Below are 15,363 nucleotides of genomic sequence, written 5' to 3' on the forward strand. Positions count from 1 at the left end.
CGGAGAGGTGCGGCGGCCCATGTTTCACGTGAAACGCCCGGAACGGGCAGGAGTCGGACTAACCGGCAGGACCTCCGAAGAAGCCAGGACCTCCGTTGTTCCCGTTGCCTCTGTTGTTGCCGACGCCGTCGGACTGTGTCGGCGTGGGCGAGGTGGGCACTCCACCGTCTGTTCCGCCGTCGTCCGTACCGCCCGGCCCGTTGCCGCCCGAGTCGTCCTCGTCGTCACAGGTGAAGTCGAACGGCCGGCAGGTGTTGCTCGGCTGCGGGGGCGTCGGAGTGGTCTGGGACGGCGTCGGATCGGGCGACGCGGAAGGCGTCTCCGACTCCGTCTCGGTGGGCGTGGGCGTCGGAGTCGGCTCGGGGTCGTCGTTCACGACCGTGCCGATCGGCTGCGGGGTCGGGAACGGCTGGGGCGCCTTCCCCTTGAGCGCGTCCTCCATGTAGTCCGCCCAGATCTGCGACGGGAAGGACGCGCCGTGGATCTTCTTCTCGCCACCGGTTCCGAACATCTCCAGGAACTGGCGGTTCTTGATGGACTCGTCATCCGGATACCGGAACATGCTGATCGCGGTCGACAGCTGCGGGGTGTACCCGACGAACCAGGCGGACTTGTTGCCGTCCGTCGTACCCGTCTTCCCGGCCACCTGACGGCCCGGAAGCTGCGCGTTGGTACCGGTGCCCTCCTCCACCACGGTCTTCAGGATGTCCGTGACGTTGTCGGCGACCTGGGCGGTGAACGCCTGCTTGGTCTCGGTCTTGTGAGTGAAGACCGTGCCGTCCTTGCTCGTCACCTTCTTGACGGAGAACGGCTCACGCTGCTTCCCGCTGGCCGCGAAGGTGGCGTACGAGCCCGCCATGCGGATCGCACTGGGGCTGGAGGTGCCGATGGAGAACGACGGGTAGTCGGTACCGGCCAGGCTGGACTTCAGGATGCCGGTGTCGATCGCGGCCTCCTTCACCTTGTCCAGACCGACGTCCATGCCGAGCTGGACGAAGGAGGAGTTGATGGACTCGCGCATGGCCTCGCGGAGGTCGACCTTGTAGTCGGGCGGAGTGCCGTAGGACTGGTCACCGTCGTTGACCTGCAGCCACTCCTCCCCCTCCTCGTTCCGCCAGATCGAACCGTCGTAGTTCTTGATCTTGAGCTTGTTCTTGCCGTTGTACAGGCTCTTCGGCGAGACGATGGTGCGCTCGTCCTGAGCCTGGCTCGCGTCCCGCTCCGGGTCGCGCACGCCCCACTTCATGGCCGCCGCCAGCACATAGGGCTTGAAGGTGGAGCCGACCTGGGCCCCGGTCGCGTCGGCGTTGTTGGTGAAGTGCTTGGTCGCGTCCTCACCGCCGTAGATGGCCTCGATCGCGCCGGTGGCCGGGTTCACCGAGGCACCACCGAACTGCACATGGGTGTCCGTCTCCGGGCGTTCCTTGGGCCTGATCTTCGCCTTGTAGACCTTCTGGACCGACTTCTCGAGCTCCTTGACCTTCTTCTTGTCGAAGGTCGTGTAGATCGAGTAACCACCCTGCTCCAGCTTGCTGGCGGTGATGCCGGTCTCGTCGCTGTTGTTGACGATGTACGCCTTGGCGAGGTCCACCAGGTAACCGATCTGGCCGCTCAGCGCGGTGTTCGACCGGGGGTTCTGCACCTTGGGCAGCTTCGGGTACTTGGCCCTGGTCTCCGGGTCGAGCAGGTCGTACTCGACCATCTTGTCGAGCGTGTCCTGCATCTGGGTCAGGGCACGCTTCTTGTTCGCCGCGGCGGTGGCGTTGACCGGGTCGATGGACGGGGAGCCGTTCGGGTCGTAGTAGGTGGCTCCCTTGAGCACGGCGGCGAGGAGGGCGCACTCGCCCTCGTCCATGTCGATGGCTTCCTTGTTGAAGTAGGCGCGGGCGGCCGCCTGGATGCCGTACGCGCCCCGCCCGTAGTACGCGGAGTTCAGGTAGCCCTCGAGGATGGTGTCCTTGTCCTCGGTCGTGCCCACCTTGACGGCGACGAAGATCTCCTTGAACTTGCGGGAGAGCGTCTGAGACTGGTCGTCCAGCATCGCGTTCTTGACGTACTGCTGGGTGATGGTGGACCCGCCCTGCGTCTCGCCACCGCGCGCCATGTTGAACACGGCACGGGCGATGCCCTTGGGGTCGATGCCGCTGTCGTCGCGGAACGTCTTGTTCTCCTGGGCGATGACCGCGTTCTGCATCGCCTTGGGGATCTGCGAGAGATTGACGATCTGGCGGTTGCGTTCACCACCCGTGGCGACCATCTGCGAGCCGTCGGACCAGTAGTAGACGTTGTTCTGGGCCTTGGCCGTCAACGCGATGTTGGGCACGTCGACCAGGGCGTATCCGACTCCGGCGACGGCCACCAGACCACCGAAGAAGGCGATGCACAGACCGGTCACCAGCCGCCACGACGGCATCCACCGGCGCCAGCCGTACTTGTCGTGACGGGGGTAGTCGATGATCCGATTCTTGGCGGGCGGCGCCGCGCGTCCCCTGCCCCGGCCGGGCCCGGCGGCCGGGGCGGCCCGGCGCCGGCTGCCTCCACCTCGTTGTGCCGCACGCCGCGCCTCGGCGCGGCTGCCGTACGTACGCTCCTCACCGTGTCCGCCCGACCCATGGGAATCGGACGGAGACCCGGTGGCGCCTCGCGGAGCCGCGCGGCGGCCGGAGGACGAGCCGGACTGGCCGCGTCGGGCCGCGGCACGTCCGCCTCCCTGCGGCTGCGGCGGTTTGCGACGGTGCTCGCTCATCGAACGACTACTCCTAGGGCAGGCGCACCTGTGCGCCTGGAAACGGCGGCTGGTTTCCGGTCCCCCCGAAGTACGGATGTGACGCGCAGCGCATTCACCCGTACTGCACCGGGGACGACGACGCTCACGGACGTCACTCGGTTCCCGGTGGTGTGCATGGCGCACAGACTACGCATCGCCAAACCGTGCCGAGGACAGAAGTTCACCTCAAACCAGGCAACTTGCTCCTCCCGAAGCGGGGATGTGATCCCGTTCACGCCACCCCCTCTTGTCGCGACCCGGAGGCCGTTCTATCGTCGTGATGTATCGAGTCGATACATCAGCTCGGCATAAGGTGTCGCTGAGCCGGACCCCGGTCCGGCGCCAGGCGACCGTGGAAAGGGAGGAGGCGACGATGAGCCGGCGTTCCGGGATCCTCGAGTTCGCTGTCCTCGGTCTGCTCCGCGAATCACCCATGCACGGCTATGAGCTGCGCAAACGACTCAATACATCACTGGGTGTGTTCCGTGCGTTCAGCTACGGGACGCTCTACCCGTGCCTCAAGACGCTGGTCGCGAACGGCTGGTTGATCGAGGAACCGGGGCATACCACCGAGGACGCCCTCGCCGCTCCGCTCACGGGCCGTCGCGCCAAGATCGTCTACCGGTTGACGGCGGAGGGGAAGGAGCACTTCGAGCAGCTCCTCTCCCAGACGGGACCCGACGCGTACGAGGACGAGACCTTCGCCGCGCGCTTCGCGTTCTTCGGGCAGACGTCGCGTGACGTGCGCATGCGGGTGCTCGAGGGCCGCCGCAGCCGGCTGGAGGAGCGCCTGGAGAAGATGCGCGTCTCTCTGGCGCGGACCAGGGAACGCCTCGACGACTACACACTCGAGCTCCAGCGCCACGGGATGGAGTCCGTGGAGCGCGAAGTGCGCTGGCTGAACGAGCTCATCGAGAGTGAGCGTGCCGGACGGGACCTCAAGGGTTCCGTCTCCGGGGGGACCGCTCAGCAGGACACCACATCTGGAGCGACGGGCGGCCTGCCCCGGCCGGAGGACGACCTCCGGCCGGATTCGCCCGACGACACCGCCACGTGAGTCCCAGTCAGGGCCTCACTCGTACTACACAGGGAGCAACCGGAATGGGTTCGGTTCGCGTAGCCATCGTTGGCGTGGGCAACTGCGCCGCATCGCTGGTGCAGGGAGTCGAGTACTACAAGGACGCCGACCCGGCGTCCAAGGTGCCGGGCCTGATGCACGTCCAGTTCGGCGACTACCACGTCCGCGACGTCGAGTTCGTCGCCGCCTTCGACGTGGACGCCAAGAAGGTCGGCCTCGACCTCGCGGACGCCATCGGCGCATCCGAGAACAACACCATCAAGATCTGCGACGTCCCCCGCACCGGTGTGACGGTCCAGCGCGGCCACACCCTCGACGGCCTCGGCAAGTACTACCGCGAGACGATCGAGGAGTCCGCCGACGAGCCCGTCGACGTCGTGCAGGTCCTCAAGGACCAGCAGGTCGACGTCCTCGTCTGCTACCTGCCGGTCGGCTCCGAGGACGCCGCGAAGTTCTACGCGCAGTGCGCCATCGACGCCAAGGTCGCCTTCGTCAACGCGCTCCCGGTCTTCATCGCCGGCACCAAGGAGTGGGCGGACAAGTTCACCGAGGCGGGCGTCCCGATCGTCGGTGACGACATCAAGTCGCAGGTCGGCGCGACGATCACGCACCGCGTGATGGCGAAGCTGTTCGAGGACCGGGGCGTCATCCTGGACCGCACGATGCAGCTGAACGTCGGCGGCAACATGGACTTCAAGAACATGCTCGAGCGGGACCGCCTCGAGTCCAAGAAGATCTCCAAGACGCAGGCCGTCACCTCGCAGATCCGCGACCGGGAGCTCGGCGAGGGCAACGTCCACATCGGCCCGTCCGACTACGTGGCCTGGCTGGACGACCGCAAGTGGGCCTACGTCCGCCTGGAGGGCCGCGCCTTCGGCGACGTCCCGCTGAGCCTCGAGTACAAGCTGGAGGTCTGGGACTCCCCGAACTCCGCGGGTGTCATCATCGATGCCCTGCGTGCCGCGAAGATCGCCAAGGACCGGGGCATCGGCGGCCCGATCCTCTCGGCGTCCTCGTACTTCATGAAGTCGCCGCCGGTGCAGTACTTCGACGACGAGGCCCGTGAGAACGTCGAGAAGTTCATCCAGGGCGAGGTCGAGCGCTGATCACGCTCGCCCAGGGCAGGTGAGGGGTCTCCGGGTCGCACGACCCGGAGACCCTTCTTCTGTGTGAGGCTGTCCCCCATGGCCGTCGTCCGTGACCTGCGCGTACTCCTGCGCTTCCAGGGTTTCCGACGTCTGCTCGCGGTCCGGCTCCTCTCCCAGGGCGCCGACGGCGTCTTCCAGGTGGCGCTCGCCGCCTATGTCGTGTTCTCGCCCGAGCGGCAGACGTCGGCCGCGGCGATCGCCTCGGCGATGGCGGTGCTGTTGCTGCCGTACTCCCTGGTGGGACCGTTTGCCGGGGCGTTCCTGGACCGGTGGCGCCGACGGCAGGTCTTCCTGCACGGCAACCTCCTGCGCGCGCTGATGGCCTGCGCGACCGCTCTCCTCATCCTCGGCCGGGTCCCGGACGGTTTCCTCTTCGCCGCCGCGCTGTGCGTCACGGCCGTGAACCGGTTCGTCCTGGCCGGGCTGTCGGCGGCTCTCCCGCGGGTGGTCGACGCCGAGCGGCTGGTCGTCGCCAACTCCCTCTCCCCGACCGCGGGGACCCTGGCCGCGACCGCCGGCGGTGGGCTGGCCTTCCTGGTCCGCCTGCTCGTCGCCGACTCGGACGCCGCGGTGGTCCTGGTGGGCGCCGCGCTCTACCTCTGTGCGGCTCTGGCCTCACTGCGGATCGCCAAGGACCTGCTGGGCCCGGATCGTGCCGCCGCTCCCTCGCGGCTCGGCACCGCCCTCCGGGAGTGCGCCCGCGACCTGGTGGCGGGCGTCCGCCACCTCGCCGCCCCGGAGCGCAGGGAGGCGGCCCGCGCTCTGACGGCGATGGCACTGATGCGGTTCTGCTACGGCGCCATGCTCGTCATGGTGCTGATGCTCTGCCGGTACGCCCTGACCTCGTCCACGGACGATGGGCTGGCGCTGCTCGGGACGGCTCTGGGTGTCTCCGGCGCCGGCTTCTTCGCGGCGGCGGTGCTGACTCCATGGGCCGCGGGGCGCCTCGGGCCGGGGCGATGGATCCTGGTGTGCTCCGCGGTGGCCGCGGTCCTGGTGCCCGCCCTCGGCCTTCCCTTCGCCACGGGCCCCCTGCTGGCGGGAGCGTTCGTCCTGGGACTGACCACCCAGGGAGCGAAGATCGCCACGGACACCATCGTGCAGTCGACGGTCGAGGACGCGTTCCGTGGCCGGATCTTCTCGGTCTACGACGTGCTTTTCAATGTCGCGTTCGTCGGAGCCGCCGGCGTGGCCGCCCTGATGCTCCCGCCGGACGGCAGGTCGGTCCCGCTGGTGGTAACGATCGCCGTTATCTACGGCACAGTTGCGGCGGCTATCACCCGTTTTGACCGTCAGTAAGTGTCACATCAGTGCCACAGAGCCCCACGGGACCCTTGGGATGTCAGTGGGGCCAGGTAGCTTACGGGCGTCTTGACTCGCGCGCAGTTCACGCCGCGCGAGGCTTTTTCGAGTTCGAGGGGGACCCCCAAGTGACCACTCCGCCGCCCCAGGGCAACCCGTTCGCCCAGGGCCAGCCGCCGCAGGGCCAGGCTCCGCAGCCGCCCCAGGGTGGATTCCCGCAGCAGGCCGGTCAGCCGGGGTTCCCTCAGGCCGGTCAGCCCGGGTTCCCGCCGCCGGGAGCACCCGTTCCGCCGCCGCCCTCGGGCGGACGCTTCAACAAGAAGCTGCTGCGCGTCGTCGCGGTCATAGCCATCGCCATCGTCATCGGCGTGGTCAAGTGGCAGTGGAACAAGTCCGACGCCGAGACGACCTCGGTGGGCAGCTGCATGCAGAACGAGGGCACCCAGTTCAAGCCGGACCTCAAGTCCGTCGACTGCTCCTCCGGTGACGCCGAGTACAAGGTCGTCGAGAAGTTCGACGGCACCAGCGACAGTGACAAGTGCAAGACGGTTCCTGACGCGCCCATCGCCTACTACCAGACCGGCGGCGGCCACGAGGTGGTCCTCTGCCTCAAGGACATCAAGTAAGGGCCTTGACGCCCTCCATGGGCGGTGATGTTTCACGTGAAACATCACCGCCCATGGAGACGAGACCCACCTGAAGGTGGTCGTGTTTCACGTGAAACACGACCACCTTTCACGTTCAGCCCTGCTGAGCGGCCCACCATTCCTTGAGAGCCGCGACGGCGGCCTCGTGCTCCATGGGCCCGTGCTCCAGGCGCAGCTCCAGCAGGTGCTTGTACGCCTGCCCCACCGCCGGCCCCGGCTTGAGGTCCAGGATCTGCATGATCTGGTTCCCGTCGAGATCCGGCCGGATCGCGTCCAACTCCTCCTGCTCCTGCAGTTGAGCGATCCGCTCCTCCAGTCCGTCGTAGGCCCGCGACAGCGCGGCGGCCTTGCGCCGGTTGCGCGTGGTGCAGTCGGAGCGCGTCAGCTTGTGCAGTCGGTCAAGCAACGGCCCGGCGTCGCGGACGTAGCGACGCACGGCGGAGTCGGTCCACTCTCCCGTGCCGTAGCCATGGAAGCGCAGGTGGAGTTCCACCAGCCGCGACACGTCCTTGACGAGCTCGTTGGAGTACTTGAGTGCCGTCATGCGCTTCTTGGTCATCTTCGCCCCGACCACCTCGTGGTGATGGAACGAGACCCTGCCGTCCTTCTCGAAACGGCGCGTGCGGGGTTTGCCGATGTCGTGCAGGAGAGCCGCCAGGCGGAGCGTCAGGTCGGGGCCGTCGTCCTCCAGCGCCATCGCCTGCTCCAGCACGATCAACGTGTGCTCGTAGACGTCCTTGTGCCGGTGGTGCTCATCACTCTCCAGGCGCAGAGCAGGCAGCTCGGGGAGGACATGGCCGGCCAGACCGGTGTCGACGAGCAGGGTCAGTCCCTTACGGGGGTGGGGGGAGAGGATCAGCTTGTTCAACTCGTCCCGCACCCGCTCGGCGGACACGATCCCGATGCGGTCGGCCATCTCCTTCATGGCCTCGATCACCTCGGGGGCCACATCGAAGTCGAGCTGGGCGGCGAACCGGGCGGCCCGCATCATCCGCAGCGGATCGTCCGAGAAGCTCTGCTCCGGGGTGCCCGGCGTCCTGAGCAGCCGCTGGGCGAGATCCCCCCGTCCGTCGTGCGGGTCGATGAAGGTCCGCTCCGGCAGAGCGAGTGCCATCGCGTTTACCGTGAAGTCACGGCGGACGAGATCGTCCTCGATGGAGTCGCCGTAGGACACCTCCGGCTTGCGTGAGGTCCGGTCGTACGCCTCGGAACGGTAGGTGGTGACCTCGATCTGGTAGCCGTCCTTCTGCGCGCCGACCGTGCCGAAGGCGATCCCCACCTCCCAGACCGCGTCCGCCCAGGGCCGGACGATCCTCAGCACGTCCTCGGGACGGGCATCGGTCGTGAAGTCCAGGTCGTTGCCGAGCCGTCCCAGCAAGGCGTCCCGGACCGATCCGCCGACCAGGGCCAGGGAGAATCCGGCCTCCTGGAAACGGCGGGCGAGGTCGTCGGCGACAGGGGCGACCTGCAACGGCTCGTCCGTCTCGGGGCGCTGCACCTGACTCAGGACACGGGTTTCTTCATTGGCGTTCGGCACAACAGAAAAGAGTACGTGGCCAGGACTGCCCGGGGCGCCCCCATCGCGTCCGTCCCCGGACATCCCGCACCCAACCCGCACAAGCATCGCTCCGGCGACGCCGGACCACACTCCGGCCATACGGCGGCACAGCGGACGACAGGGTACCGTCCGCGATCTTGGATGCCGATCCGCGGCACCTCCCCTCAGCGCGCATCGTTACCATGCGGGGACGCACATTCCGACGACCACTGACGACGACGAGGGACGGGCGAGCGCGTGGCCGAGGCGGCAGACTTCCAGGGGACCCCTCCCTCACCTGCCCGCCACCGGCGGCGGCGCACCGGGGTCCTCCTCGCCACCGTGCTCGCGCTGACCGGACTCCTGCAGTGGGCCTCACCGCCTTCCGCGGACGCCGCCGGCCAGGAGGCCCCACGGGCCGCCACGGACACCGGGTCGGTCGCGGTCGCCGTGGACGGGCTCACCCCCAGCGTGCCGGGGGAGGGCGACACCGTCACCGTGACGGGCACCGTGACCAACAAGGGCCGTCAGGCCGTCACCGACGCTCACGTGGGACTGCGGGTCGGCCCGATGCTCACCACCCGCTCGGGCATCGAGACAGTCGCCAGGAACAGCACAGACATCCTGAGCCCGGCCGGGCAGGAACTCGGCGGCAAGTACACCGCGAAGCTCTCCAGGCTCACGCCCGGTGTCTCGCAGCCGTTCCGCATCTCCGTCCCGGTCGACAAGCTCGACCTGGGAGAGGACGGCGTCTACCAGCTGGCCGTGTCGCTCACCGGCGAGACATCCGCGCAGCCCTGGCAGCGCATCCTCGGCATGCAGCGGACCTTCCTGCCCTGGCAGCCGGAGGAAACCGACCCCAGGACGCGGACGACCGTGCTGTGGCCGCTCATCTCGTCGACCCACATGACGGCGGAGACCGGGTCGGACGAACAGCAGACGCCCGTCTTCCGCGACGACAGGCTCGCCAAGGAGATCTCGCCCGGCGGCCGCCTCGACCGCATGGTGGCGCTGGGCAAGGACCTGGACGTCACCTGGGTCGTCGACCCCGACCTGCTGGCCTCGGTCGATGCCATGACCGAACGGTACGAAGTCCGGGGAGAGGGCGACACCACCGTGCCCGGCCGCAACCAGGCGGTCGCCAAGCGGTGGCTGGCCGCGGTGCAGAAGGCCGTGGCCGGTGACGAAGTGGTCGCACTGCCCTTCGGCGATCCGGACCTCGCCTCGCTCGCCCACAACGGCACCTCGGTCGGCGGCTCGCTGAAGCACCTCAAGGAAGCCACCGACGTCGTCGTGAACACGGTCGAGCCGATTCTGCACGTGAAGCCGACCACGGACTTCGCCTGGCCCGTCGACGGGGCCGTCGACCCCTCCGTCATCAAGGTGGCGACGTCGGCCGGCGCTGACAAGATCATCACCCGCAGCGACAGCCTCAAGGAGTCCGCAGGCCTGTCGTACACCCCCTCCGCGGCCCGCCCCATCGGCGGCGGCACCACCGCGGTCGTCGCGGACGCCACGCTGTCCACGGCCTTCCGGGGCGACCTGACCAAGGCTTCCGCCTCGACCCTCGCCACACAGCGCTTCCTGGCACAGACCCTGACGCTCGGCCTCCAGACCGGCAAGGACCGCAGCATCGTGGTCGCACCGCAGCGCACGCCGTCGGCGAGCCAGGCCCAGACCATGGCCGAGGCCCTGAAGGCGCTGCAGGAGGGCACCTGGACGCAGGCCCAGGACCTCACCACCGCTGCCCGGGCGAAGCCGGACCCGGCCGCCTCCACCCGGGTTCCCCCGGCCGGCGCGTACCCCTCCTCGCTGCGCAAGCAGGAGCTGCCGCGCGCCGCCTACGAACAGATCGCGCGGACACAGGGCAAACTCGACAAGTTCAACGTGATCCTGTCCGACCGCTCCAGGGTGGTGACTCCGTTCGGGCGTGCCCTGAACCGGGCCATGTCCGCGTCGTGGCGCGGCCGGGTCGCGGAGGCAGCGACGTACCGGAGCGGTGTCGAGGCGTACCTGGACGTCCTGATCGACCAGGTGAAACTGATCGACAAGTCGGAGACGAAGCTCTCCGGCCGCAGCGCCACCATCCCCGTGACCGTCCAGAACAACCTGGTGCAGGGCGTCGAGAACTTGGTGCTGCGGCTCAGCTCGACCAATCCGACGCGTCTGGAGATCGGCGGGGACGCCTACCAGGAGCAGCCCGTCACGGTCTCCGGGGGCCACAGCCAGTCGGTGAAGTTCACCACGTCCGCCAACGCCAACGGCCGGGCCACCGTGGTCGCCCAGCTGTACACCGAGGACGGCCGGCCGTACGGCGGGCCCGTCGTGTTCGATGTGAAGGTCACCGAGATCACCGCCACGGTGATGCTGGTCATCGGCGGCGGAGTGCTGCTCCTCGTCCTGGCCGGATTCCGCATGTACACCCAGCGCAAGCGGGCAGCCGCCCGCGGCCCCGAGGGTGGCGGAGCGGACGGCCCGCCCGAGGACGGGGACGATCCGCAGAACCCGACGGCACCCGACGCGCGTCTCACGGAGGAGGCGGACACCGGCCCGGGGGCAGACGCCCCGCAGGCGGGTGACCCCGCCCCGGACACCGCATCGGAAAGCCAGGACCCGTCCGGCACGGGTGAGAGAGTGGACCGTTGAGGATGTCGTGGCCGGTGGGCCCGGGACGATGAGGTGGGGTAACCATGAACGCGCCGTACGACGGTGACCGCGGCGGTGCCGCGGGCAGCTCGGGACATCCCGAGCCGGACCGCCCCGAGGGTCCGCCGCCCGGGCACGACCAGGTGACGCAGCCACCCGCGGACACCTACCTCCAGGACGCCTACGACCAGGACCCCTACCGGGCGCGGGACATGGCCGCGCAGGACCCGGTCGACGAGGCGCTCTACGACCGCGCCGCGCACCCGCCGCCGCCTCCGGGCAGCTACCCGCCGCCGCAGCCGCTGTACGGGCAGCCGCCGCAGCCGCCGCACGCGCCCGATCCCCGGGTGTGGGCGCGGACCCCGGCGCCCGAGCCGGACGGCCCCACCCAGTTCCTGCCGCACGGCGACGACCCGCGCACCACGCAGTACGTGGGCGTCGACGACCTGGTGGGCGGCGACCGGGAACGGGAGCAGGGGCCCGACGCGTTCGCGCACCTCTTCCGCGATCAGCAGCACAGCGGTTCCGTCCCCGGGCAGTATGGTGCCGCGTACCCGCAGGAGCCGCGGCACGACCACGCCGCCCACCCGGCGGAGAGCAGTCACCGCGTCGAGCAGCCCGCCGGAGTACCGGCCCCGGTCTCGACGCCGGGTCACTACGCCGGGGCCACCCCTCCGCCGGCCGCCGAAGCACCCCAGTCGTCCGAGACGCCCGAGCCCGCCCCGAAGAAGGCGGGCAAGGCGGGAGGACTGCTGAAGTCCAGCGCCGTGATGGCGGCGGGCACGATGGTGTCCCGGCTGACGGGCTTCGTCCGCTCGGCACTGATCGTCTCCGCGCTGGGACTGGGCCTCCTCGGTGACTCGTTCCAGGTCTCCTACCAGCTGCCGACGATGATCTACATCCTCACGGTCGGCGGTGGACTGAACTCCGTGTTCGTCCCGCAGCTCGTGCGGGCCATGAAGGACGACGAGGACGGTGGGGAGGCGTACGCCAACCGCCTGCTGACCCTGGTGATGGTGGCTCTGGCCGCACTGACCGCCCTCGCCTGGTTCGCCGCGCCCCTGCTGGTGCGCGCCCTGTCGAACCCGGTCGCGACGGACCCGGCGGCCAACGAGGTCGCCGTCACCTTCACCCGCTACTTCCTGCCCTCGATCTTCTTCATGGGCGTCCACGTGGTGATGGGTCAGATCCTCAACGCCCGCGGCCGGTTCGGCGCCATGATGTGGACCCCGGTCCTCAACAACATCGTCATCATCGTGACGCTCGGCGTCTTCATCTACGTCTACGGCACTGCCGCCGACTCCCGGATGAACGTCTCCAACATCCCCCCGGAGGGCCAGCGGCTCCTCGGCCTGGGCGTCCTGCTCGGACTCGTCGTCCAGGCCCTGGCCATGATCCCGTACCTGCGGGAGACCGGTTTCCGCATCCGTCCCCGGTTCGACTGGAAGGGCCACGGCCTCGGCAAGGCCGCCATGCTCGCCAAGTGGACCATCCTGTTCGTCCTGGCCAACCAGGCGGGCGCCCTGGTCGTCACGCAGCTGTCCACCGCGTCCGGTCTGGACTCCGGGGTCGAGGGAACCGGCTTCGCCGCCTACGCCAACGCCCAGCTCATCTGGGGTCTGCCGCAGGCCATCATCACCGTCTCCCTGATGGCCGCCCTGCTGCCCCGCATCTCCCGCTCGGCCGCCGAGGAGGACGGCGGCGCCGTCCGCGACGACATCTCCCAGGGACTGCGCACCACCGCGGTCGCCATCGTGCCGATCGCCTTCGGCTTCATCGCCCTCGGCATCCCGATGTGCACCCTGATGTTCGGGTCCTCGGGCACCTCCGAGGCCACCAACATGGGGTACATGCTGATGGCCTTCGGCCTCGGCCTGATCCCCTACTCCGTGCAGTACGTCGTCCTGCGTGCCTTCTACGCCTACGAGGACACCCGAACCCCCTTCTACAACACCGTGATCGTGGCCGCCGTGAACGCGGCCGCCGCGGTGGCGTGCTTCCTGGTGCTTCCGGCCCGCTGGGCCGTGGTCGGCATGGCCGCCTCCTACGGCGCCGCCTACGCGGTCGGTGTGGGAGTCGCCTGGCGACGGCTGCGCTCCCGGCTGGGCGGGGACCTGGACGGCGCCCGGGTGCTGCGCACCTACGCGCGCCTGTGCATCGCCTCGGTCCCGGCCGCCCTGCTCAGCGGTGCCGTCTGTTACGGCATCAGCCAGGCGATCGGCCAGGGAGCCGCGGGTTCGTTCGCCGCCATCCTGGTCGGCGGGGCCGTGCTGCTGGGAGTCTTCTTCGTCGCGGCCCGCCGGATGCGCATCGAGGAACTCAACTCGTTGGTCGGAATGGTCCGCGGACGCCTGGGACGCTGAAGCGGGGGGTAGGCGCACAACCATCGTCGTCCGCCGTGTGTCGTGCATAGCGGCGGACTGTGGGCACAATTGGTGTCGGCGTCGGATGCGCGCGACGGACGCCGACCGACGCGCAATGAATGGGGAGGCAGGGAACGACGGTGGCGGATCGGAGCACAGCTGCCGTCGACGTGGCAGACAACAGCGGCGAGGAGTCGCTGACCGCGCAGGCGGACCAGTCCACGGCCGACGGGGTGGCCAAGAACCGGGAGCAGGACACGGACAGCGACGAGGCACAGGAGAACACCGGGACCGACGGTTCCGGGAAGACCTCGCCGCCCGAACTGCACAGCGGTCACAAGCTGGCCAGACGCTACCGCCTCGAGGAGTGCGTCACCCGTCTGGACGGGTTCAGCAGTTGGCGCGCCGTCGACGAGAAGCTCCGCCGAGCCGTCGGCGTGCACATCCTGCCCGCCGACCATGCGCGAGCCCGCTCCGTCCTGGCCGCGGCCCGATCCTCCGCCCTGCTCGGTGACCCTCGCTTCGTGCAGGTCCTGGACGCCGTCGAGGAGAACGACGTCGTCTACGTCGTCCACGAATGGCTCCCCGACGCCACCGAGCTGACCACTCTGCTCGCCGCCGGCCCCCTGGAGGTGTACGACGCCTACCAGATGGTCAGCCAAGTCTCCTCCGCCATGGCCGCGGCCCACCGCGAGGGCCTGTCCCACCTCCGTCTCAACCCCAACTCCGTCCTGCGCACGTCCACCGGCCAGTGGCGCATCCGCGGCCTCGCCGTGAACGCGGCGCTGCGAGGTGTCTCCTCCGACACCCCGCAGCGCACCGACACCGAGTCCATCGGTGCCCTCCTCTACGCCTCGATCACCCAGCGCTGGCCGTACGAGAGCGATGCCTACGGCCTCACCGGACTGCCCAAGGACGTGGGCCTGCTCCCGCCCGACCAGGTGCGGGCCGGCGTGCATCGCGGCTTGTCCGAACTGGCCATGCGCGCGCTGGCCAACGACGGGGCCACCGCCTCCCGTCACGAAGCCGCCTGCACCACCCCCGAGGAGCTGGTGAAGGCGATCGGCGAGATGCCCCGCATCCGTCCCCCGGAGCCCGCGTTCACGACCCCTCCGGACTACCAGCGCACGACCTACCAGCAGGGCACCTACGGGCGCCCCGCTCCGCACCCCCATGTCGCGCCGCCCGTACCCACCCCTCCGCCCCCGCTGCAGAGCCGCACCGGCAAGGCGCTGAAGTGGGCCGTGTCGGCCCTGCTGATCGCCGCACTCGGGCTGGGCAGTTGGCAGTTGGCGGACGCCCTGATGGACCAGGGCAGCGCGTCCGACGATCCGAACAAGACCCAGACGACGGACGGCGACGAGAAGGGCGGTCAGCAGCCCCGGCCCGTCAAGCCGCTCGCCATCCAGGGGGCCCAGGAATACGTGGCCAAGGGCGCGGCCCAGGCGCCCGGAGATGTCGGCAACACCTACGACGGCGACAGGTCGACCTACTGGCGCACCAAGACCTACCGGGAGGGGCCGGACATGAATCCGGCCTACAAGCCCGGTGTCGGAATCGTCTACGACCTCGGATCCGAGCAGTCGGTGACGTCGTCCTCGATCGGCCTGCTGCACCAGGGCCCGCACACCACGATCACCCTCTACGCGACCGACTCCCCGGGCTCGTCCACCCCGATCAGCTCGATGAAGAAGCTGGGGACCGAGACGACGAGCGGCGGTGAGGCCACGGTGAAGGTCGACAAGCCGGTCAAGACCCGCTACGTGCTGGTCTGGCTGACCGCCCTGCCGTCGGCGCCCGGAGACGCCTACAGTGAGCCCGGTTACAAGCAGGCCATCACCGACCTGAAGTTCACCGGCTGACGTCTCACCGAGG

At 69.2% G+C, this 15,363-nt stretch carries 9 protein-coding genes; 7 read left to right on the top strand and 2 right to left on the bottom strand.

Annotation, left to right across the window (positions count from 1 at the left end; translation table 11 throughout):
* Positions 1–58: 58 nt before the first annotated feature.
* The gene (locus tag AB0F01_RS13745; protein ID WP_362093976.1) at positions 59–2,746 is read right to left on the bottom strand and encodes a transglycosylase domain-containing protein; all 2,688 of its coding nucleotides are present in this window, start codon (positions 2,744–2,746) and stop codon (positions 59–61) included.
* Between the two features lie 394 nt (positions 2,747–3,140).
* On the opposite strand from AB0F01_RS13745, the gene AB0F01_RS13750 reads away from it, so the two are divergent.
* From AB0F01_RS13750 to AB0F01_RS13765, 4 genes are all read left to right on the top strand, one after another.
* On the top strand, positions 3,141–3,824 hold the full coding sequence (locus AB0F01_RS13750) for a PadR family transcriptional regulator (RefSeq protein ID WP_362093979.1): 684 nt from the start codon (positions 3,141–3,143) through the stop codon (positions 3,822–3,824).
* 44 nt (positions 3,825–3,868) lie between these two features.
* Positions 3,869–4,951, top strand: a complete 1,083-nt coding sequence (locus AB0F01_RS13755; RefSeq protein ID WP_362093981.1) for an inositol-3-phosphate synthase — start codon at positions 3,869–3,871, stop codon at positions 4,949–4,951.
* 78 nt (positions 4,952–5,029) lie between these two features.
* Entirely contained in the window at positions 5,030–6,292 is a 1,263-nt protein-coding gene (locus AB0F01_RS13760; RefSeq protein WP_362093983.1) for an MFS transporter, read from the top strand.
* Between the two features lie 131 nt (positions 6,293–6,423).
* The gene (locus AB0F01_RS13765) at positions 6,424–6,921 is read left to right on the top strand and encodes a hypothetical protein (protein ID WP_362093985.1); all 498 of its coding nucleotides are present in this window, start codon (positions 6,424–6,426) and stop codon (positions 6,919–6,921) included.
* Between the two features lie 115 nt (positions 6,922–7,036).
* Here the strand turns inward: AB0F01_RS13765 and AB0F01_RS13770 are convergent, their stop codons facing one another.
* Positions 7,037–8,479: a CCA tRNA nucleotidyltransferase gene (locus AB0F01_RS13770; protein ID WP_362093986.1), complete on the bottom strand. Its 1,443-nt coding sequence runs from the start codon at positions 8,477–8,479 to the stop codon at positions 7,037–7,039.
* A 258-nt stretch (positions 8,480–8,737) separates the two neighbouring features.
* Between AB0F01_RS13770 and AB0F01_RS13775 the strand changes: the two genes are divergently transcribed.
* The 3 genes from AB0F01_RS13775 to AB0F01_RS13785 all read left to right on the top strand — a co-directional run bounded on the left by AB0F01_RS13775 (position 8,738) and on the right by AB0F01_RS13785 (position 15,350).
* On the top strand, positions 8,738–11,125 hold the full coding sequence (locus AB0F01_RS13775) for a DUF6049 family protein (RefSeq protein WP_362093989.1): 2,388 nt from the start codon (positions 8,738–8,740) through the stop codon (positions 11,123–11,125).
* A 44-nt stretch (positions 11,126–11,169) separates the two neighbouring features.
* Complete coding sequence (gene murJ, locus AB0F01_RS13780) at positions 11,170–13,488, top strand: murein biosynthesis integral membrane protein MurJ (RefSeq protein ID WP_362093990.1); 2,319 nt, start codon at positions 11,170–11,172, stop codon at positions 13,486–13,488.
* Between the two features lie 140 nt (positions 13,489–13,628).
* Entirely contained in the window at positions 13,629–15,350 is a 1,722-nt protein-coding gene (locus AB0F01_RS13785; RefSeq protein ID WP_362093993.1) for a protein kinase family protein, read from the top strand.
* Positions 15,351–15,363: the final 13 nt, after the last annotated feature.

The sequence above is a fragment of the Streptomyces sp. NPDC029526 genome, assembly GCF_040637405.1.
Taxonomy (GTDB): Bacteria; Actinomycetota; Actinomycetes; order Streptomycetales; family Streptomycetaceae; genus Streptomyces.